The organism is Phyllobacterium pellucidum, assembly GCF_013327855.1.
Taxonomy (GTDB): domain Bacteria; phylum Pseudomonadota; class Alphaproteobacteria; order Rhizobiales; family Rhizobiaceae; genus Phyllobacterium; species Phyllobacterium pellucidum.
In genome coordinates, this window is sequence record NZ_JABUMX010000001.1 from 691451 (window position 1) to 712381 (window position 20931).

Sequence of the window (20931 nt, forward strand, 5' to 3'; positions counted from 1 at the left end):
GGTTAGACGGCGTAATCCTTGTAGACGCGCGTAGCCTCGTCATACTGCATGCCGATGGCCGGATCGCTCTTGCCGATCCTGCCATTTTCGAGCCGGCCCGCGTAACGACGCAGATAAGTGCCGTCATCGAAGAAAGCCACGTCGTACCAGCCGTCCGCCGTTGCAGTTTCCAAAGCGGTCGTTCCCTCGGCGATGGACTTGGTCTCACCCGTATAGGCATTTACCATGGTGAGCTTGCCGTTCGGGTTCCACTTGCCGAAGCTGAACTCGATCTTCGCGGCATCGGCTTTCGACTTGATATCGACGATTTCGGCGACCAGCTGTTGCGTCGCAGTCTGGAAATTACCGCGCAGTTCAAGAAGATAGCCATTTGGGCCATGGATCGCATAGGAATACAGACCATCCGCACTCGTGGGTGTCAGGACATCCGAAAGCTCGCTTCGCAAGCCGTCTTTCTTTGCGCCTTCAACGCTATAGAGTTTTACCTTGTCCTTGGTGGTATAGGGAATAACGGTAAAAGCCGTACCGAGCGGCCCCGGATTCCGGAATGTCAGCCGCACGGATTTCGATTCGACCGCTGTGATTACGTGGAAGTCATAAGCGATGGGCAATTTTTCGCAGCGTGCGCGGTCTTGTTTGAGCGCGGTTTTGGTGTGAAGGGGATCAGCCTTCATATCACCCACCTCAGCTGTAGCTCCTTGAAGCCACCCGACGGGCACTATTTTTTTTTCTTCACTGGACATGATCCGGGCTTTAGTCGCGGCCGGTACAACCTGCTCGAGGGCGGTTGTTTCCGACCGTTTGAAATCCAGTGTGCTGGTAAGGTCACCTGCGATCGCCAGCCGCCACGACGAGAGATTTTCGAATGCCGGCGCGTCCGGCTTTTGAAGGCCGCGAGCGACAAGCCATTTATCAAGAAAGCGGATGGCCGAGGTGTGATCGAAAACTTCCGAATTGACGCGGCCGCCCGTGCTCCAGGGCGAAATGATCAACGCGGGAACGCGAGCCCCCATCCCGATGGGGTTTTTGTGTTGGATCGAGGTTTCAGAGTTAGCAGTGCCAGGGACGTCGAATGTTATGCCGGGCGTGGTCTTGCCGTTGACGGGATCGATGGGTGGGACCGGCTGCGGGACATGATCAAAGAACCCGCCATTTTCATCATAATTGATGATGAACAGCGTTTTCTTCCACACTTCCTTGTTGGTCGTGAAGGCACGCAGGATCTCGTGCACGTAATATTCGCCGAAATGTGGCGGGAAGTGCGGGTGTTCGGTGAACGCCTCGGGCGCGACAATCCATGAAACAGCCGGAAGCTTGTTATCTCTTACGTCCTGTTCAAATTGCGACGGCACGTCGACGCTGGTTCGCAGAACCGGATTGACCGTCTGATTCTTCTTGTAGATCGCTGTGGACTTGTCCTGAAATTGCTTGAAGGCGTCGAGAACATTGTCACCGTAATTGCCGGTGAACGTATTTCCGTCCAGGCCCTCCTGATAGAATTTCCAGCTTACCCCCAGTAACTCCAGTTTCTCGGGATAGCTTGTCCAGTCCAGCTTATCCCGATCTGCAGGGTTGGCATGGCTGAAATAGTCGTTCTCCGTTCTGCCCTTGCACGTCCCGGTAAAGAATATGCTCCGGTTGGCGTCGGTGCCGCCATTATGCGCACAATGGTACGCATCGCAAAGGGTGAAGGCTCGTGCCAGCTTGAAGTACAGCGGAATATCGATTTCGGTGTAATGGGACATGGTGACGATTTTTTTCTTCTCGATCCACTGGTCCATAAGACCACCGTTCCAGGCGCCCAGGCTGTCACCAAACCTGTGCGCTGGATCCTCGATATAGGTACCGCCGGCGCTCGAGGGGTCGACCGGCTCCAGCAGAGTTGGTACGGCGCGCGATTCTTTGAACATGCGATAGGGCGTCGAATCCGGTATGATGCCGGTGACGGGGTCAGGCTTTCTGGGCCAGGCCGCCGATTGCTGCCAGACCGATTTGCCGTTCCTCAATTTCATCGGACGCGGGTCGCCAAAGCCGCGAACACCGCGCAGCGTGCCAAAATAGTGATCGAAGGACCGGTTTTCCTGCATCAGGAAAACGACGTGCTCAATATCGGCGAGCGAACCTTCCTTGCACTCACCTTCCACCGTTAGCAATTCATCAATGGTTGAAGCCGACTGTGCGAGTGCCTCCGCCATGTAGGCCGAGCATGCCGCATAGGCGGCGGCGCTGGTGCCGGCAAGGCCGAGCAACTTGATAAAATCACGTCGTTGCATAAAAAGTCCTCTTAAATGAATTCATTAATCCAGTGACCGGACGACGAAATCGTCATCCGGCATCAAAATAGTAAGTCGGTGCAGGCTAAATCCGATCAGGCGGCGAGCGGCTTGTAGACCCTTTCCTTTTCGTCATATTGCAGGCCGATAGCGGGATCGCTTTTGCCGATCTTGCCGTTCTCCAGATGTCCGGCATAGCGGCGCAGATAACGCGACGGCGCATTAACCGCGTCCACGAACGAGACATCGTACCAACCATCGGAGGTCGGAATATCGACCGTGGTGGTACCGGCTTCAACCAGTACGATATTGCCGGTATAGGCGTTGGTAACCTTCAGGCGGCCGTTGACACCGGGCCATTTCAGCGTGAAGCGGATGGTTTTTGCCTCGTCGATGGAAACAGCGTCGGTAATGTCGGGGAGTTGCAATTCCGTCGGATTGGCGCCCGGCGCCCCCATGAACTCAAAGAGATAGCCATTGGGGCCATGCACGGCATAGGAGTAATTTTTGGTGGTAGCGTTTTTCGCGCCGAAGTTTGCATAGGCCTGATCCTTCAGCGTAACCGGCGTTCCTTTCGAGCCTTCGACGGAAAAATACCACGGACCGTCGCCCGGCCACGTGCCCGGCCTGTCATAGGGGATGACATAGAATGAGGCGGCGAGCTTGCCGCGATTGGTAATCGGATATTTTACGTCGTTGGCGGTAACGGTGGCGCCAACAAAGAAATCATAGTCGAGCGGCATGATCTCGCAACGCGTCCGATCCTGCTTCAGGAGCGTCGGCTTGGCGATGTCGGGATCGCTCTTGTAGACGGTCAGGTCAGGGTTGAGGCCCGGCGTCTTCTTGGCATTGCTTTGTTGCGCGGCGGTAAAGACGACGCCCAGCTTGGTCGTATCGGCCACAGCTTCTGGTTTGGTAAGCACCTTGCGCTTGAAATCGAGCGCACTCGTGAAATCGCCGGCGATGGCCCGGCGCCAGGACGAAATGGGATAGAAGTCGTCCTTAAGTTTCTTGCCTTTTGCCATGAGCCAGGCGTCGACGAACTGGATGGCCGATGTATGATCGAAGATTTCCGAGCACACCCTTCCGCCGACGCTCCATGGAGAAATCACGAGCGTCGGGACCCGTACACCCATGCCCATCATATTCATAAGCTTTGAGTTGCTTGTTACGGCTGCTTCTGAATCAATATCGCGCTGCGGAGTGCTGGTGGCGGTAATCAGGCCCGTCACCTTGATACCGGGCGAGGCTTCGCCGTAGGTGCTGCTAAATGGAGGGGTCGGCGCGGGAACATGGTCGAAAAAGCCGCCATTTTCATCATAGGTGATGATGAATACAGTTTTTTTCCACACTTCGACGTTGGCTGTAAATGCGCGAAGAATTTCGTGGACGTAGTACTCACCAAGATGCGGAGACCATTTCGGATGCTCGCAGAAGGCTTCAGGCGCGGCGATCCAGGAAACAGCCGGCAGCTTGTCGTCGATGATGTCTTGCTCGAACTGCGAAGGCTTGTTGGGATCGGTTCGTAAGATCGAATTTACCGTCTGGTTCTTCTTGTAGATCGGCGTGGTGTTGTCGCGGTATTGCTGGAAATATTCGAGCGTGTTGTCGCCGTAGTTGCCCGCAAAGGGATCGCTCGTCCAAGTAAGGCCGTCCTGGTAGAATTTCCAGTCCACGCCGATTTCTTCCAGCCGCTCGGGGTAACTCTTCCAGTTCGGCCTTGCGCCGTCCTTGGAGCCGCTGAACGAATCGTTGCCGATCTTTCCGTTGCTGTGCCCGGTGTAGAAATAGCTGCGGTTGGGATCGGTGTAGCCGTGAACGGAGCAAAAATACGCATCGCACAAGGTAAATGCCTTAGCCAACTTGAAATAGAGTGGAATATCCGCTTCCACATAATGCGCCATGGTGACGATCTGCTTCTTCGGGATCCAGTTGTCCATGCGCCCGTAGTTCCACGCACCGACACCGCTGCCGTAGTCATGCGCAGGGTCCGTAATGAACACCCCGCCCACGGTTCCTTCCGGGCTTGTATCGTCCGAAGGCTTGTTGGCGGCAATATTCGGCATGCGGTACGGCTTTATCCGCTGCGCATCCGGAGCCGGGGGCTCCTTTGTCGGATCGAATCCGGCCTGCAATTGCTCCCACACGGGACGTCCGTCACGCATGCGCAGCGGACGCGGATCACCGAAACCGCGCACGCCGCGCAGCGTGCCGAAATAGTGGTCGAACGACCGGTTTTCCTGCATCAGGAATACGACGTGCTCGATATCGTTTAGCGAGCCGTTGTTGATGCAGTCGTTCGATGCGACCAGCAGATCTTCGATGGTGGCGGGCGCGTCGGCAAGAGCCTCCATCATGTAACTAGAGCACGCCGCGTAGGCTGCTGCGCTGGTTCCGGCAAGACCCAGCATTTTGATAAAATCGCGTCTATCCATGGATAAACTCCCTGAAAACCAGTTCGTTAATGAAAAATCAAAACGGCATGAAAAAACTTACTGGCAAACGCTCTTGGCGATCTTCAGAAGCTTGTCATTGGAAGCATCACGTTCCTTGATGGCCTTGTCCTTGGCGGCAAACGCTGCATCACGCTCGGTCTGCGCGGCCTTGATATCCGCTTCCTTCTTGGCGATTTCGGTCTTCTGGCTGTCGATCTGCGCTTGTGCCTGATCGCTTTGCTTTTGCAACTCGTTCCGCTTGGCGGTCATGGCGGTCAGATCCTTAGCGGACTGCTCAAGCTGTTTGGTCAGATCGCCTTTGTCGGTCGTCGCCTGATCGAAGCTCTTTTGCAACTCGTCCCGCTTAGCGGCCATCGCCGCCAGATCCGAGCTGGCTGTCTCGAGCTGCTTGGCAAGCGCGGCTTTTTCGGTCGTCGCCTGATCGAAGCTCTTTTGCAGATCGTCGCGCTTGGCGGTCATCGCGGTCAGGTCCTTGCCGGACTGCTCAAGCTGTTTGGCTAGCTCGGCCTTGCCGGCAGTTGCCTCATCGAAGCTCTTTTGCAGTTCGTTGCGCTTGGCGGTCATCGCCGTCAAATCCGAGCTGGCCGTCTCAAGCTGCTTGGCAAGAGCGGCCTTGTCGGTCGTCGCCTGATCGAAGCTCTTCTGCAGATCGTCCCGCTTGGTGGTCACGGCAGCCAGATCCGCACCAGCCGTCTCAAGCTTCTTGGTCAGAATGGCCTTCTCCGCCGTCGCCGTGTCTACGCTCTTTTGCAGATCGTCGCGCTTGGCGGTTATGGCAGCGAGATCCTTGCCGGACTGCTCGAGCTTTTTGGTCAGGTCCGCTTTGTCACCGGTAGTCGTGGCAAGCTGGGTTTTGAGCGCCGTGAGTTCCGTGGTTTTCTCCACGACGGATTTGTCGAGTACGGCAATCTTCGCCAGATTGGCCTCAATCTCCGTGAGCTTCTGGTCGCGTTCGGCGGCGATCTTGTCCTTGTCGGCAACCATCTGCGACAGTTGCGTGGAAATGCTTTCCTTCTCGGCCGAGACTTGTTTGAGCTCGGCAGCAAGCTTGTCCTTGTCGGCCGCAACGGTTTGAAATGTGGTGGTGATGGACGCTTTTTCGCTGCTGACCACTTCGATGGTCTTCTTGAGTTCCGCGTTCTCTTTCTTGGCGCTTTCAAGTTCTACGGACTGGGCGTCGAACGTCGATTGCGCAACGGAATTGGGCGCCGGTTGCGACGAGTCCGAACCATCGCAGGCAGAAATGAGGACGAGCGGAATGAGAGCGAAAAGATTGTTCTTCAAAATAATTTCTCCAAATAAATAGCCGGCCAATTAACTGGCGGGTCGCTGCGAAAATCGTTTTCTTAAAAAGATGGCGCACAACCCCTTACATGAGAAAGCACGCGTCAAAATCCTGAAGTGGGGTAACCGAATACGGGGCAAATGTAATAGCTGGATGACACGCCCCGACATTCCGGAACCTGCATCATCTTGCCGCACGACCGACCGCACGTTTTGCGCGTTTACATTTCGTGAGTGGATGGTTCGTCGCTCTGCTGACATCATCGCAGTGGTGATTTGGGCTGCATCCACGGCGCAGAAAAAGCGGCAGTCGGCGGGCCAGTTAAGTAATAAAAATAAATAGATAGAGAATGTGAGGCTGGGGCATGATGCCAGACGTTGAAAAGCCGGTGTCACTAGAGGTTGTGGAGATCGAGCTTGCGCTCGGTGCGCAGGATATCGTGGCAGACGGCTTCGAAGGCGCACTGCAAAAGGCTGCGGAACTCGTCAATGGCGAGGTGATCTTCAACATCCGGGCTCCCGAAGATAGCGACGAGCAACGTATTGGCGCCATCTCGATTTCCGACGGTACAACGGACCAGACCGTTTTTATCATGCTCGGCAAGGACGGGACCACGCTAAGCGTCACGCCCGAACAGGACCAGACGACGCTTTTCGACAAGCTCGGGCCGGATTTCGCCGCTGTCATGAAAGGCCTGCGGCGCTAACGCCTTTTCACGCGCGTCGCCTTTCGCTTGCCGACAACTCTCGCTAAGATTGAACCTTCCTCTCAAGCCGGAGTCCTGAAATGGCGAATAGCCGTCCCCTCACCAATGTCCAGCAGCGCGACGTCAACGCAATCCTTCATCCCTATACCCCGATCCACAAGCTCCAGGAGATGGGGCCGCTCGTTATGGGCCAGGGCAAGGGCGTCTATCTCTACGATACGCAGGGCAAGGAGTATATCGAGGGCATGTCGGGGCTTTGGTGCGCTGGGCTCGGCTTCGGCGACGAGGAAATGATCGAGGCGGCAACCGAGCAGATGCGCACGCTGCCCTATTATCACCTCTTCGGCGGCAAGGGCATGGAGCCCGCCATCGAGCTTGCCGAAAAACTCAAGGAACTGGCGCCCGTGCCGATCTCGAAGGTGTTTTATACGTCGTCGGGTTCGGAGGCCAACGATACGCAGGTCAAGCTTGCCTGGTATTATAACAATGCGCTTGGCCGGCCGAACAAAAAGAAGATCATCTCGCGCGTCAAAGCCTATCACGGCGTCACAGTCATGTCGGCTTCGCTTACCGGACTTCCGGGCAACCACAAGGGTTGGGACCTGCCGGTTCCCGGCATCCTGCACACCGATTGCCCGCATTATTATCGTTTCGGGCTTGAAGGCGAGAGCGAAGCGGAGTTCGTCGCGCGCCTCGCACAATCGTTGAAGGACATGATCGAGCGCGAAGGTCCGGAGACGATTGCCGCCTTCATCGCCGAGCCGATCATGGGCGCGGGAGGCGTCATCGTGCCGCCGGCGAACTACTTCGCGGCAATTGAACCCGTCCTGCGCGAGCACGACATCCTCATCATCTCCGACGAGGTGATCAACGGTTTCGGTCGCACCGGCAACTGGTGGGGGAGCCAGAGCGTCGGCATGACGCCGACGACGATTTCGGCTGCCAAACAGCTTACCGCCGCCTATTCGCCGCTGGGTGCCGTGCTGGTGCCCGAAGACGTCTACCAGGCCTATATCGATCACAGCGCCCAACTCGGCACGTTCGGCCATGGCTTCACCTATGGCGGACATCCTGTCGGTTGCGCGCTCGGCATCAAGGCGATCGAGATTTACCAGCGTCGCAATATTGTCGAGGAGGTCCGCCGCCTGACGCCGACCTTCGAAGCGCGGCTTGCCAAGGTGAAGGATCATCCGCTCGTCGGCGATGTGCGCAATTGCGGACTGATGGGCGCGGTCGAACTCGTCGCAGACAAGGCCACCAAGCGCTCCTTCGATCCGGCGCATGGGGTTGCGGCGCAGCTCGCCCGCTTCCTCGAAGGCCACGGCGCCGTCCTGCGCGCCATCGGCGATTCCATCGCATTCTGCCCGCCGATGATTATCACCGAGGCCGAGCTCAACGAGCTCTTCAATCGCTTCGAACTCGCGCTTGCCGATACAGAAGCGCATGTATCCAGCAACAGCCTGCGCGCTGCTGCCTGATCAGAGCATTCACAGAAATGAAAATGGCCGCCTTGCGCGGCCGTTTTTTCTAGACGCCCGACTGCACCGGCTTTTCGCTCTCCGTCACGTCTTCGAGACGAACGAAATGGAAGCCTTTTTGCTTGAGGGCAAAGACGCCCTTGACAACGCCAGCACCGGCAACGCGCGACGGCTGGTTGATGTGAGCGATGATGACATCGCCATCCTTGGCTCCGGCGATACGCTTTTCAACCTGGGCCGACATCAACGATGCACCCATATCGGCATTGAGCGAATAGCCCGCGACGCGATAGCCCATCGAATGGATCAGTGTGATGGCGTCGTCGCTGTAGCGGGCCGTTGCATCGCGATACCATACGGGCTTTACCTTGGCTGATGCCTCCATCGCGAGCGCTCCGCCGGCGATCTCGGCCTGGATCGCCTCCTGCGAGCCTGCCGTCTTCAGCCCGAACATCTCCTGCTGGTTGTCGATCGCCGGTACGTGATTGAGGCCATGGTTTTCGAGTTCGAACAGATCGCGGTGTGCCTGCAGGATTGCGACGGCTTCCGGATTACGCTTGAGCCAACGACCGGTAACGAAGATCGTCGCCGGAATGCGATTGTCCACAAGGGCATTAAGGATGCGCATGTCGGTTTGGCCGGCGCAGGCATCTAAAGTCAGGGCAACTTGCGGCGCGGCGTGACCGCCCTTCGCAATGTAGAGTTTCGGCTCAACGAAATGCGGCTTATCGCCAGCCACGGCATTCGCCATGGGCAGCGCCAGCAGGAGGGCGGTGAGGGCTGGCAAGGCTTTGCGCACGGTATTCGCCGTTCTTGGAGGAATCTCGCGCGCAGATAGGCCAAGCAAACCGAGCGGATTTAAGGCAGAACCGCTCAGCCTTTCTTTGGCTTTGCCGATGCCTGCGCCGCTGCGAGCCTAGCGATGGGCACACGGAACGGCGAACAGGACACATAGTCGAGCCCGGTTTCGTCGCAAAACTTTATCGAGGCCGGATCGCCGCCATGTTCGCCGCAAATGCCGAGCTTGATACCCGGGCGTGTCGCCCTGCCCTTTTCCACGGCGATGCGGACGAGTTCGCCGACCCCGTCGACGTCGATCGAGACGAACGGATCCTGCTCGATAATGCCCTTCGCCTGGTAGGTCGTCAGGAAGGAGGACGCATCATCGCGCGAGATGCCGAACGTGGTCTGGGTCAAATCGTTGGTACCGAAGGAGAAAAACTCGGCGACCTCGGCGATCGAATGCGCCCGCACGGCGGCGCGCGGCAATTCGATCATGGTGCCGACAAGGTAATTGATCTCGATATCGGCTTCCTTCATCACATCGGCAGCCACCGCATCGATGCGCGCCTTGACGAAATCGAGTTCGGCCCGAAGCCCTACTAGCGGCACCATGATTTCCGGTTCGACCGGCGCACCGGTCGACTTGGCCGCGGCAACGGCTGCCTCGAAAATGGCACGCGCCTGCATTTCCGCGATCTCCGGATAGGAGATTGCGAGGCGGCAACCACGGTGGCCAAGCATCGGGTTGAATTCGTGCAAACTGTCAGTGCGCTCGCGCAACTTGTCGGCGCTGACATTCATCGCAGCGGCAACCTCGGCGATTTCTTCCTCGGTCTTCGGCAGGAATTCATGCAAGGGCGGGTCGAGCAGACGGATCGTGACCGGCAGACCGTTCATGATCTCGAACAATTCGACGAAATCCGATCGCTGCATCGGCAGCAGCTTCTCAAGCGCGATCCTGCGGCCCTTTTCGTTGTCGGCGAGGATCATCTCGCGCATGGCGACGATGCGCTCGCCCTCGAAGAACATGTGTTCAGTGCGGCAAAGGCCGATGCCCTCGGCGCCGAAGGAGCGCGCCGTGCGCGCATCGGTCGGGGTTTCGGCATTGGCGCGCACCTTCATGCGCCGCGTCTTGTCGGCCCATTCCATGATCTGGCCGAAATCGCCCGAAAGCTCCGGCTGCAGCATGGGCACGGAGCCCTTCAGCACTTGGCCCGTGCCGCCATCGACGGTGATGATATCGCCTTTCTTCAGAACGACGCCCATGGCGAGCAGCGTCTCATTGCGATAGTCGACCCGCAATGAACCAGCGCCGGAGACGCAAGGCTTGCCCATGCCGCGCGCAACCACAGCCGCGTGGCTGGTCATGCCGCCGCGCGTCGTCAGGATGCCTTCTGCCGCATGCATGCCATGGATGTCTTCCGGGCTCGTCTCGATACGCACGAGAATGACCTTGCGGCCTTCGGCCTTCGCCTGTTCGGCATCTTCGGAAGAGAAGACAAGTTCACCCGTGGCAGCGCCCGGAGATGCAGGCAGGCCGGTCCCGATCACGTCGCGCTTGGCTTTCGGATCGATGGTCGGGTGCAGCAACTGGTCGAGCGAGGACGGATCGATGCGCAACACGGCTTCTTCGCGGGTAATCAGCCCCTCGTTGGCCATGTCGACAGCGATCCTCAGCGCAGCTTTGGCCGTGCGCTTGCCGGCCCGCGTCTGCAGCATCCACAATTTGCCGTCCTCGATGGTGAATTCGAGATCCTGCATATCGGTATAATGCTTCTCAAGCCGGTCCGAGACGGCGCAGAACTCGGCAAAAGCCTGGGGCATGACTTTCTCGAGCGACGGCTTGTCGGACCCGGCGGCGATCCGCGCATCCTCGGTGATGTTCTGCGGCGTGCGAATGCCGGCAACGACATCCTCGCCCTGGGCATTGACCAGGAACTCACCGTAAAGCTTCTTTTCGCCGGTTGATGGATTGCGCGTGAAGGCGACGCCTGTCGCCGAGCGATCGCCCATATTGCCGAAGACCATCGCCTGGATGTTGACGGCCGTGCCCCAGTTTTCCGGAATGCCGTGCAGGCGGCGATAGGTAATCGCACGCGTGTTCATCCAGCTCGAAAATACAGCGCCGATCGCGCCCCAAAGTTGCTCCTCGGGATCCTGCGGGAATGGTTTTTCCAGCTCTTCCTCGATTTTTTCCTTGTAGAGCTCGATGATGTTTTTCCAATCGTCGGCGCTGAGCGCCGTATCGACCTCGTGGCCAAGATTGGCCTTGGTGTCTTCGAGGATTTCCTCGAAAACCGAGTGGTCGAGGCCCATGACGACATCGGAATACATCTGGATGAAGCGGCGATAGCTATCATAGGCGAAACGGGGATCGCCCGATTCCTCAGCAATTGCTTCCACGGTTTCGTCATTCAGGCCGAGATTGAGGACCGTATCCATCATCCCGGGCATCGATGCTCGCGAACCCGAGCGCACCGAAACGAGAAGCGGCTTTGCCTTGTCGCCGAAGGTTCGGCCAGTCACGGCAGCAATATGCTCCAGCGACTTCTTGACGTCGGCGCTGAGCGCTTCAGGGTATTTGCGGCCGTTCTCGTAGAACCAGCTGCACACATCGGTGGTAATCGTAAAGCCCGGAGGAACCGGCAGGCCGAGTGCGCACATCTCGGCGAGGTTGGCGCCTTTGCCTCCCAGGAGATTTCGATCATTGGCAGAACCCTCTGCCTTGCCGTCACCGAACGTGTAGACCCATTTCATTCTAGCAGCCTCCCTTGGCACAAGAGAGGTCTACGCGATCGATCCGTCAAGCACCACCGAAAAATGCTGCATTGCACCATTCAAATCGATTAGCAGAGTAAAACAGCATTAAGCTTTGAAAAGCTTCGTCATTTCAGCGGCTGGAACTCAGCTCGCTTCGCGCAATTGCTCCGCGGTCTGGAGATCGACGGAAACAAGCTGGCTTACACCCTGCTCGCCCATGGTGACGCCGAACAGCCGGTTCATCCGCGCCATGGTGATGGGGTTGTGGGTAATGACCACGAACCGCGTATCCGTGGAGGAAGCCATCTCGTCCATCAAATTGCAGAAGCGCTCGACATTGTGATCGTCGAGCGGCGCATCGACTTCGTCGAGCACGCAGATAGGTGCGGGATTGGTGAGGAACACGGCAAAGATCAGCGCCATGGCCGTCAGCGCCTGTTCGCCGCCGGAGAGCAGCGTCATGGTCTGTGGTTTCTTGCCCGGCGGCCGCGCAAGGATTTCGAGCCCTGCCTCGAGCGGATCGTCGGATTCGATCAGTTGCAGTTCCGCCGTGCCACCGCCGAAGAGATGGGTGAACAGGCGCTGGAACTGGACGTTCACCACCTCGAACGCCGCAAGCAAGCGCTCGCGGCCTTCGCGGTTGAGGCTCTGGATGGCCTGGCGCAGCTTTTTGACAGCCTCGATGATGTCCTCGCGCTCGCTGACGATCGCTTCGAGGCGCGCGGAAAGTTCCTCCTGCTCTTCCTCCGCGCGCAGGTTGACTGCACCGAGCCGTTCGCGCTCGATCTTCAACCGCTCAAGATTGCGTTCGGTGGCGTCCACATCCGGCAGCGGATCATTGGGTCCGAGACCTGTCAGCTTCAAGGCTTCGTGTGGTGCGCAGTGAAGGGCCTCGGTGATGCGCGCTTCGGTATCCTTGCGCCGCTCCTGCGCTGCCGCGAGGCGTTCTTCGGCGCGCGCCCTGCCCTCACGCGCTGTCGCCAGCGCCTGAATGGCTTCGGTTGCGGCCCGGTCGAGTTCATGCTGGCGGTTTTCGGCCACGGCAAGCCGGTCTGCGGCATCGCGGCGAAGCAGGTCGGCCTCGGAAAGCTGCGACAGCAAAGTACGGTTGCGATCCTCTATTTCCTCCGGCGCATCCGCCAGTTGCTCGGATTCGCGCTCGGTTTCGAGCCGCCGTTCGATCAGCGATTTGATCTGGCGGTCGGCGTTGTCGGCGCGCCCGATCCAGCTCTTGCGCTCAAATGCAATGGCTTCGAGCCGGCGCATGCGATTGTCCGCCTCGCGGCGCAGCCCGTCATGAATGGCGCGCGCTTCCGACAGTCCGGCGCGGTCCTGCGTTACCTCGCTCGTCAGGTGGGCGAGACGCAAATCGAGGTCCTGCAGGTCGATCGCATGGGCCAGCCTCGTTTCGGCGTCCACATACTGTTCGTGCGCTTCTTCGAGCGTTTCGGCGAGCCGTGTCTTGCCCTCTTCGAGCGCTGCTCGGCGGCTCGACAGTTGGCCCGCCGCCCGCTCGGCCGCTGCCAGCGCTTCGCGTGCGTCGCTCACTGCGCGTTGCGTGCCGCGGACCCGCTCGCGGGCTCCACGTTCGGCATCGACGAATTGACGGACACTGGCTTCCGCGCCGGCAATCGCGGCTTCCGCCTCACGCAGACGTTTGGTTGCCGCCACAACTTCGAGATCGAGTTCTGCCAGCCGGTTCTTCTGGGCAAGCCGCTGCGCCGCCGGCGTTGGTGCATCGGCCCTTGCGGTATAGCCATCCCAGCGCCATAGCGCACCGGAGCGGCTGACTAGCCGTTGCCCGGCCCGCAGCGACGCTTGCAGCCGAGCGCCATCGCCTTCATCGACGACGCCAATCTGCGCCAGACTGCGTGCCAATTGCTGTGGGGCGCGGACAAACTCCGAGAGCGACCGCACGCCGGACGGAAGATCCGGATCACCGCCCCCATTGTCGACTTCGCCCCAGAATACGGGCGCGCCATGATCGGTCGGTGCGTCGAGATCTTCGCCGAGCGCGGCTCCGAGCGCAACTTCGTACCCCTTGTCCACCTTGATCGATTCGACAACCGGCGGGAAAAGGTCCGTGCCTCCGGCGTTGATCATCCTGGCAAGCGTATGCGCCTCGGTTTCGATACGGCCAAGCTCAGCACGCGTCTCCTGCAAGGGTTGCCGCAGTTCGGCTTCTCGCTGGCGCGCATCTTCGACGGCAGTTTCGGCAATGATCGCGGACTCTTCGGCCTGCGCCAACTCGGCTTCGGCTGCCTCAACCAGTCCCTGCTTTTCGACCGGGTCTGCCAAGGCCGAGATCTCGCCGATCACACTGGCGAGATCGCGTTCGACATCGCCAAGCTGGCGTACCAAACGGTCGCGGCGCTCCGCGCTATCGCGCATATTGCGCTCGATCTGCGCCCGTTCGGCGGAAGCTTCGGCGCGTTCTGCCGTAAGCTTGGTAAGCGCAGCCTCACTTTCCTTCAGCTTCGCATCGGCGCGTTCGAACTCGGCCCGCGTCGCAATCTCGCGTTCGCCGGCGCCGGCATTTTCTTCGTGAAGCGCCTGTTCTTCTGCCTCGAGCCGGGAGAGAACGTCGGCATTGTCGCGCACCATCTGCTCTTCGCGGGCAATGTCCGCCGTAAACTGCACAAGTCGCTTTTCAAGTTCACCCTGACGGGCGCGGATGCGCTCTGCCTCTTCGTTAAGTTGTGCGCGGGCGATGGTGAGGCGCTGCAGGACCGCGGCGGCTTTGGCCTCTGCCTCACGCAGGTCCGGCAGCTTGTGCGCGCCGATGGCCTGTTCCTTCGCGGCATTCATCTGCAGCTGGGCCTGCTCGCCGACGCCCGATGTCGCCACCGAAAGCGCCGACTGGGCTTCGCCTTCATGCGCCTTGGCGACCGCCCACTTCAGATGCAACAGGATCGCTTCGGACCGGCGGATATCGGCGGAAAGGCTCTTGAAGCGGTTTGCCTGACGCGATTGCCGGCGCAGGCTTTCGATCTGGGTTTCGAGTTCGCCGACAACGTCTTCAAGCCGCTCGAGATTCTGCTCGGCCGCGCGCAGTCTCAGCTCCGCCTCATGCCGGCGCGTGTGCAGACCAGAAATGCCCGCAGCTTCTTCAAGCAATGCGCGGCGCGCTTGGGGCTTTGCCTGAATAAGCTCGCCGATGCGGCCCTGTCCGACCATGGAGGGAGAGCGCGCGCCTGTGGACTGGTCGGCAAACAGCAGTTGCACATCCTTGGCGCGCGCATCCTTGCCGTTGATGCGGTAGACGGACCCTGCCTCGCGTTCGATGCGGCGCGATACCTGCAGTTCATCGGCATTGTTGAATGCAGAGGGTGCAGTGCGGTCCTGATTGTCGAGAAAGAGCGTTACTTCCGCCGTATTGCGCGATGGGCGCGTTCCCGACCCGGAAAATATCACGTCATCCATGCCGGATGCGCGCATGTTCTTGTAAGAATTCTCACCCATCACCCAGCGCAGCGCTTCGACAAGGTTGGACTTGCCGCAGCCATTGGGGCCGACAACGCCGGTCAGCCCGCCTTCGATGACGAATTCAGCTGGCTCGACGAAGGATTTGAAGCCGAGGAGGCGGAGTTTGGTGAAGCGCATCAGCACCCCTTCCCGTCACCCGGCGCCCGAATGCAAACGGCGGGCGCACCGAAGCACCCGCCGACAACTGTATCGCGGGTATTAAAGCAGGCCGTCGATGATCGCCGACATTTCGTCAACCGAAAGGGCTCCCGAGTATTTCGAGCCATTGATAAAGAAAGTCGGAGTTGCATTTACTCCGAATTCATTGGCTCCGCGCTCACGCGCAGCATTCACATCATCCAGAAGTTTTTGGTTCGTCAAGCAAGCCTTGAACGACTCCTGTGTAAAACCGGCCAATTTGGAGATTTGCAGCAAAGGTTCTTCTGCATTTGCTGCGCCCGCCCACTGTTCCTGCTGTGCGAAGAGGACTTCGACCATCGGATAATAGCGATCTTCCGGTGCGCACCGGGCAAGCATGAAGGCGGCTGCGGCACGCGGATCGAACGGGAATTCGCGAAGGATGAGCTTCGCCTTGCCGGTGTCGATGTATTTTTCCTTGATCGTCGGCAGGGTCGTCGTGGCGAAATGCGCGCAGTGCGGGCAAGTCATCGACGCATATTCGACGATGGTGACAGGCGCCTCGGCCTTGCCCATCACGATGTCCTTCAAGGTGCCTGGCGCCATGAGCTTGGCTTCGTCGATCTTGCCCGCCGGTTCCGGGGCTTTCACCGGCGCCGTCCCACCCGCGGGTTTTGCTGCTTCCTGGGCCCATGCCTGGCCGGATGCAAGAGCAATTGCGGCCGTCGAGGCGGCGGCGAGCGCCAGTACGTTTCTGCGGGTGAAGAATTCAGTCATAAGTTCACCTGTCTCCGGTGTTTGATCTGTCTACTGACTCGTTAGAGCCCCATGGCAGTTTCTTTAAGGCAGAGACAGCGATCTGTCTTTGAATTTTTCGTGAAGGATCAAGGGTGGGTCCGTGGCAACTCAGCGCCCCTTACGCTCCGCATGGATGCTGTTTCCAAGCCGCTCGAGTGCCTCGCGTAATCCGTCATCCTCAATAGGCTCGACCGCATGGCTGATCTTCCGTGAGGTCTCTGCGTCGACGGGCGGCAACGAGCGCTTTTTCACGACGGGCAGCGCGACCGGCTTTTGCTCGATCTTGATGCGTCCGACCGCAGCAAAGCCCAGGAAGGCATTGACTCGGCTAATGATTTCGCCGGTCTCATGCTGAACGCGCATCGCGGTGAATCCCTGGCAAGCAATCACCAAGGTGGCCGGTTGAAACGGATCATCCTCGCGGGCGCGCCGGGGCCAGATGAGTTTCAGCGGGCGGGATAATCCGCCAAGACTCGAGCCGACGACTTCGTCCCACGCCTGGACGAGTTCGATCGTGATCCCGGCCCGTTTGCGCAACACAGGATCGAGGATGCCGGCGGCGGGATCGGCCAAGGGCCGGAATCCTTTCCGCTGTTGGCTATCGTTCATCGGATCATCGCCATCATGTCAGCGGCCATTGTAGCCGCGGAACCACTCTACGAACAAAGGTATGCCTTCTTCCAAGGAAGTCGAGGGCGAAAAACCGAGATCGCGTGCGGCAAGGTCGGTATCGGCGTAGGTGCGCGGCACATCGGCGGGCGGCATGGGTGCAAATTCCTTGGTCGCTTCGCGGCCGCATGCCTTTTCGATAATCTCGATAAAGCGCATCAGGGCGACGGGCTTGTTGTTGCCGAGATTATAGACCGGGGCCGTTGCTTCCGGACTGGTCAGGATGCGGTTCATTGCGCCAAGGACGCCATTGACGATATCGTCGATGAAGGTGAAATCCCGTTCCATCTTGCCGTGATTGTAAACCTTTATCGGCTCGCCTTTGAGGATCGCATCCGTAAACAACCAAGGCGCCATGTCAGGGCGGCCGTAGGGGCCGTAAACGGTGAAGAAACGCAGTCCCGTGGACGCAATCTTGTGCACATGCCGATAGGAATGGGCCAGGAGCTCGCCGGAACGTTTGGTCGCCGCATAGACGGAAACCGGATTGTCGACGGGATCGCTCTCGGAAAACGGCACTTTGCTGTTGGTCCCATAAACCGAAGACGAACTCGCATAGACGATGGGCGGTCGCTTTTTCATCCGCAGGGCCTGTTCGAAGACCGTGACCTGACCATGGACGTTTGCGTCGACATAGGCGGCGGGATTTTCGACCGAATAGCGAACTCCCGCCTGGGCGGCCAGGTGAATGACGACATCGGCATCGGTGTCCTCGCCGATCGCAGCGGCGAGTTCGCCGGCATTGGCAATGTTGGCACGCACGAAGCGGATGCCGGCATGTCCATCAAGAGCCGAAAGCCGCGTTTCCTTGAGCGCTACCGGATAGTAGTCATTGACATTGTCGATCGCGACAATCTGGACGCCTTCGGTTGCGAGCCTTCTTGCAACGTGAAAGCCGATAAAGCCGGCGGCTCCTGTGACAATGGCCTTCATCGTTCTCCCGTTTCACTCTGCGACGTGCCCAAGTTCATGCCCTTGCATCCAGCGCCGCAACGTCCGCCTCGGCGTATCGGGCAACCTGGGGGATCGAAAGAAATGGTGCATTGCCCGGCATCCAGCAAATCAAGATGGTTAGGTAGATGAATACGGCGTCGGTGGCATCGTGGCCGAACATGATTCCCAACATGCCGGTTATGATGTAGCTCGACAGCAAGAGCAACGCGATTGCCGTCGCAAGATCGCGGCCCGGCCCCGGCTCCTTTTGGCGCGCACCGATGATAGGGGTAGCAAGGAGGGCCAGAACACCGAGGACGCCGAGAATGCCGCCATCAACCGCAGCGTTCAAAAGTCCGTTGTGAACATGGGTAAAGGTCATCTGCTTTTCAGGCGGCAGATTCAACACCGCGTTGACCGAGGACATTCTGTTCTGCGGACCCTCGCCGAGAAGCGGCGACTGCAGGAATACCTGCGCGCCGGCCGACCAGAGCATAAGACGGGCCTTCAGCGAGTTGATGTTCTCCTGCGGCTGGTCAAGGTGAGTGATATCGCTTTCGAGCGCATGGTAGCGCTCGGTTACCTTGATCGACGCGACGGAAATGACCGCCACGATCAGGACGGTTCCCACGACCTTCGCCGCATTGGTCAGCGACGGCAACGACTGGCCGCGCAAATACCAATAGAGGATCGCAAAGTGTACCGGCATGACCAGCCAGGCCGATCTCGTCCCCGAAAGAAAAGCGCAAGCCATTCCGCAGGCAAAGCCCAGGATCGCAATCACACGCTCAGTCTTGCTATTTGAGTGGGCGTTGAGTAGCGCGATACTGCCGAAGAGCACAGCAAACAGGCCAAAGACCGCAGCATTGCCGGCGCCGGCTTCAGCGCGCGTGGCAAAGAAAGCTATCTGGACAAGGCTGTAGGCGAGCGCTCCGATCATGCCGATGCCCGCACCGGTGATCAGGAAGGGCACAAGGCGGCCGGAAACGCCGGCATGAAGCCGCGGAAGTACCGCCCAAACGGCGAGGAACGGGATCATTTTCAGAATGTAGGTGAGGCCGGCTTTCGCATTGGGATGGAGGACGACCGAGACGACCGTAACGACGATATAGAAAGTGACGCACCAGGCGACGCGTTTTTCAGTCGGTGTCAGTTTGAAGGGGAAGCGCTTGAACGCCAGCGAGATAACTGCCCATATGAAGGCAAGGACGAGCGTAACTGACGTCCCACTTGCCAAAAGGCCCGGGAAAAGCGCGAAGAGAAATGTGAAAATGCGATTATTGCGATCGATTCCAATAAAATGTCCCCTGGCGGGGAGCATCAAGGGCTTGGTCAACTGATCTGGAAACATTCATGATCCCGAATATTTTTGTTCTTGTACTCGCAGCGGTTCTGTATGAACCGTTGGCCCCGTGTAGCGCAGTTTGAGATTGATGCAACCAATAACCGCCAACCTGCTCGATTGGTATGATTCTCACCACCGGATTCTACCATGGCGCATTTCGCCGCGCGAGCAGAAGGCCGGGAAAGCTGTGGATCCCTACCGCATCTGGCTGTCCGAGATCATGTTGCAGCAGACGACGGTCGAGGCCGTGAAGCCCTATTTCAACGCCTTTGTCGAAAAGTGGCCGACCGTGAAGGACCTTGCCGCTGCCAGTCAGGATGCAGTCCTCCGCGCTTGGGCGGGGCTTGGTTACTATTCGCGGGCGCGCAATCTGAAGAAGTGCGCCGATGCCGTGTGCGCCGATCACGGCGGATCGTTCCCTTCTGATATCAACGGGTTGAAGTCATTGCCGGGGATCGGCGACTATACAGCCGCGGCGATTGCTTCGATCGCGTTCAACAGGCCTGTCGCGGTCGTCGATGGCAATGTTGAGCGTGTTATCAGCCGCCTTTACGCAATCGACACCCCTCTTCCCGCCGCCAAGTCTGAAATCCGCGCCCGCATGCAGGCGCTCACCCCTGATGAACGTCCCGGCGATTTCGCGCAGGCCATGATGGATCTCGGTGCGACAATTTGCACGCCGAAGCGGCCGGCCTGTTTTGTCTGTCCCGTGAAGGAGGGCTGCGAGGCCCTGCAAACGAGCGATCCGGAACTTTATCCCGTCAAGGCGGCCAAGAAGGAAAGGCCGATCCGCCTTGGGGCAGCGTTTGTTGCCGTCTCTGCGGACAACGAAGTTTTGCTGCGCAGCCGCACTGAAACCGGTTTGCTTGGCGGGATGGCCGAGGTGCCGACCACAGCCTGGACAGCGCGGCAGGACGGCGCGACGGATATCGCCAGCGCGCCATTTGCGGCCGACTGGATTGCTGCCGGCAACATCACGCACATTTTCACACATTTCGAGTTGCGGCTTGCCGTCTTCAAGGCAGGCAATATCCCTGCAATGCAAAACCTTGACGGTTGGTGGGTAAAAATCGAAAAACTTTCAGCCGAGGCGTTGCCTACGATCATGAAAAAAGTCATTGCAGCAGCCATCCCCCACGCTTTTGCAAAAAGAGGTAAGGACGTATGACACCCGTCAAGCATATCGTTTTCGACATTGGCCAGGTTCTCATCCACTACGAGCCCGATGCCGCTTTTCGGGAACTCATTCCGGACGCCGCCGAGCGGAAATGGTTCTTTGACAATATCTGCACGCATGAATGGAACATCGAACAGGACCGTGGCCGCAAATGGGCCGATGCCGAGGCGCTGCTGATTGCGGACTTTCCCGACCGGGAAGATCATATCCGCTCCTTTCGCAAGAACTGGCACATGATGATCACTCATTCGATCGATGGCAGCGTCACGATCCTGCGCCAGCTCATCGCCGACGGTCATGACGTCACCATGTTGACCAATTTCGCGTCTGACACGTTGCGCGAGGCCTGGGAACGCTTTCCCTTCTTGACCGAGAGCCGCGGCGTAACCGTTTCAGGTGATATCGGGCTGATCAAGCCGGACAAGGCCATCTACGATCACCATGTCGCGGCCTTCAACCTTGATCCAGCTGCAACACTGTTCATCGACGACAGCGCCAGGAACGTCGCGGGGGCACAGGAGGCTGGCTGGCAGTCCGTGCAATTCACCGGTCCAGAGGCGCTGAAGGTAGATCTCAATAATCTCGGCATTCGCGTCTGACCGCCAAAGACGAAACGCTCAGGCAGAAGCCTGAGCGTTTCGGATCAGAACGGCACTGGAGGTCCG

Annotated in this window: 14 protein-coding genes; 4 read left to right on the forward strand and 10 right to left on the reverse strand. The window is 58.8% G+C overall.

What is annotated here, in order from left to right; genetic code table 11:
* Window positions 1–2: 2 nt before the first annotated feature.
* The 3 genes from HQ945_RS03375 to HQ945_RS03385 all read right to left on the reverse strand — a co-directional run bounded on the left by HQ945_RS03375 (window position 3) and on the right by HQ945_RS03385 (window position 6013).
* Complete coding sequence (locus HQ945_RS03375; RefSeq protein ID WP_113281713.1) at window positions 3–2273, reverse strand: phosphocholine-specific phospholipase C; 2271 nt, start codon at window positions 2271–2273, stop codon at window positions 3–5.
* 95 nt (window positions 2274–2368) lie between these two features.
* Window positions 2369–4708, reverse strand: a complete 2340-nt coding sequence (locus tag HQ945_RS03380) for an alkaline phosphatase family protein (protein ID WP_113281714.1) — start codon at window positions 4706–4708, stop codon at window positions 2369–2371.
* Between the two features lie 57 nt (window positions 4709–4765).
* On the reverse strand, window positions 4766–6013 hold the full coding sequence (locus HQ945_RS03385; protein ID WP_091919410.1) for a coiled-coil domain-containing protein: 1248 nt from the start codon (window positions 6011–6013) through the stop codon (window positions 4766–4768).
* Window positions 6014–6378: 365 nt separating this feature from the next.
* Between HQ945_RS03385 and HQ945_RS03390 the strand changes: the two genes are divergently transcribed.
* Window positions 6379–6720, forward strand: coding sequence for a hypothetical protein (locus tag HQ945_RS03390; RefSeq protein ID WP_051614512.1), 342 nt, complete (start codon window positions 6379–6381; stop codon window positions 6718–6720).
* A gap of 80 nt (window positions 6721–6800) precedes the next feature.
* Complete coding sequence (locus HQ945_RS03395) at window positions 6801–8198, forward strand: aminotransferase (protein WP_174207660.1); 1398 nt, start codon at window positions 6801–6803, stop codon at window positions 8196–8198.
* A gap of 49 nt (window positions 8199–8247) precedes the next feature.
* Here HQ945_RS03395 and HQ945_RS03400 read toward each other — a convergent pair whose 3' ends face one another.
* The 7 genes from HQ945_RS03400 to HQ945_RS03430 form a co-directional block, all read right to left on the reverse strand.
* Window positions 8248–8949 (reverse strand): polysaccharide deacetylase family protein, encoded by a 702-nt coding sequence (locus tag HQ945_RS03400; RefSeq protein ID WP_113281869.1) that lies wholly within the window; start codon window positions 8947–8949, stop codon window positions 8248–8250.
* 122 nt (window positions 8950–9071) lie between these two features.
* Window positions 9072–11738, reverse strand: a complete 2667-nt coding sequence (gene ppdK / locus HQ945_RS03405) for a pyruvate, phosphate dikinase (RefSeq protein WP_113281718.1) — start codon at window positions 11736–11738, stop codon at window positions 9072–9074.
* Between the two features lie 147 nt (window positions 11739–11885).
* Entirely contained in the window at window positions 11886–15344 is a 3459-nt protein-coding gene (locus HQ945_RS03410; RefSeq protein ID WP_113281720.1) for a chromosome segregation SMC family protein, read from the reverse strand.
* Between the two features lie 81 nt (window positions 15345–15425).
* Entirely contained in the window at window positions 15426–16121 is a 696-nt protein-coding gene (locus HQ945_RS03415) for a DsbA family protein (protein WP_113281722.1), read from the reverse strand.
* A 129-nt stretch (window positions 16122–16250) separates the two neighbouring features.
* Complete coding sequence (locus tag HQ945_RS03420) at window positions 16251–16751, reverse strand: DUF721 domain-containing protein (protein ID WP_113281724.1); 501 nt, start codon at window positions 16749–16751, stop codon at window positions 16251–16253.
* An 18-nt stretch (window positions 16752–16769) separates the two neighbouring features.
* Window positions 16770–17744, reverse strand: a complete 975-nt coding sequence (locus HQ945_RS03425; protein WP_113281726.1) for an SDR family NAD(P)-dependent oxidoreductase — start codon at window positions 17742–17744, stop codon at window positions 16770–16772.
* 34 nt (window positions 17745–17778) lie between these two features.
* On the reverse strand, window positions 17779–19095 hold the full coding sequence (locus HQ945_RS03430; RefSeq protein WP_113281728.1) for an O-antigen ligase family protein: 1317 nt from the start codon (window positions 19093–19095) through the stop codon (window positions 17779–17781).
* An 82-nt stretch (window positions 19096–19177) separates the two neighbouring features.
* On the opposite strand from HQ945_RS03430, the gene mutY reads away from it, so the two are divergent.
* Window positions 19178–20257 carry an A/G-specific adenine glycosylase gene (gene mutY, locus HQ945_RS03435; protein ID WP_113281730.1) on the forward strand — a complete coding sequence of 360 codons (1080 nt, stop codon included), beginning with the start codon at window positions 19178–19180 and terminating at the stop codon, window positions 20255–20257.
* A complete protein-coding gene (locus HQ945_RS03440) occupies window positions 20254–20865 on the forward strand; it encodes an HAD family hydrolase (protein ID WP_027230056.1) in 612 nt (203 codons plus the stop codon). The genes mutY and HQ945_RS03440 overlap by 4 nt, the downstream gene beginning before the upstream one ends.
* Window positions 20866–20931 lie beyond the last annotated feature (66 nt).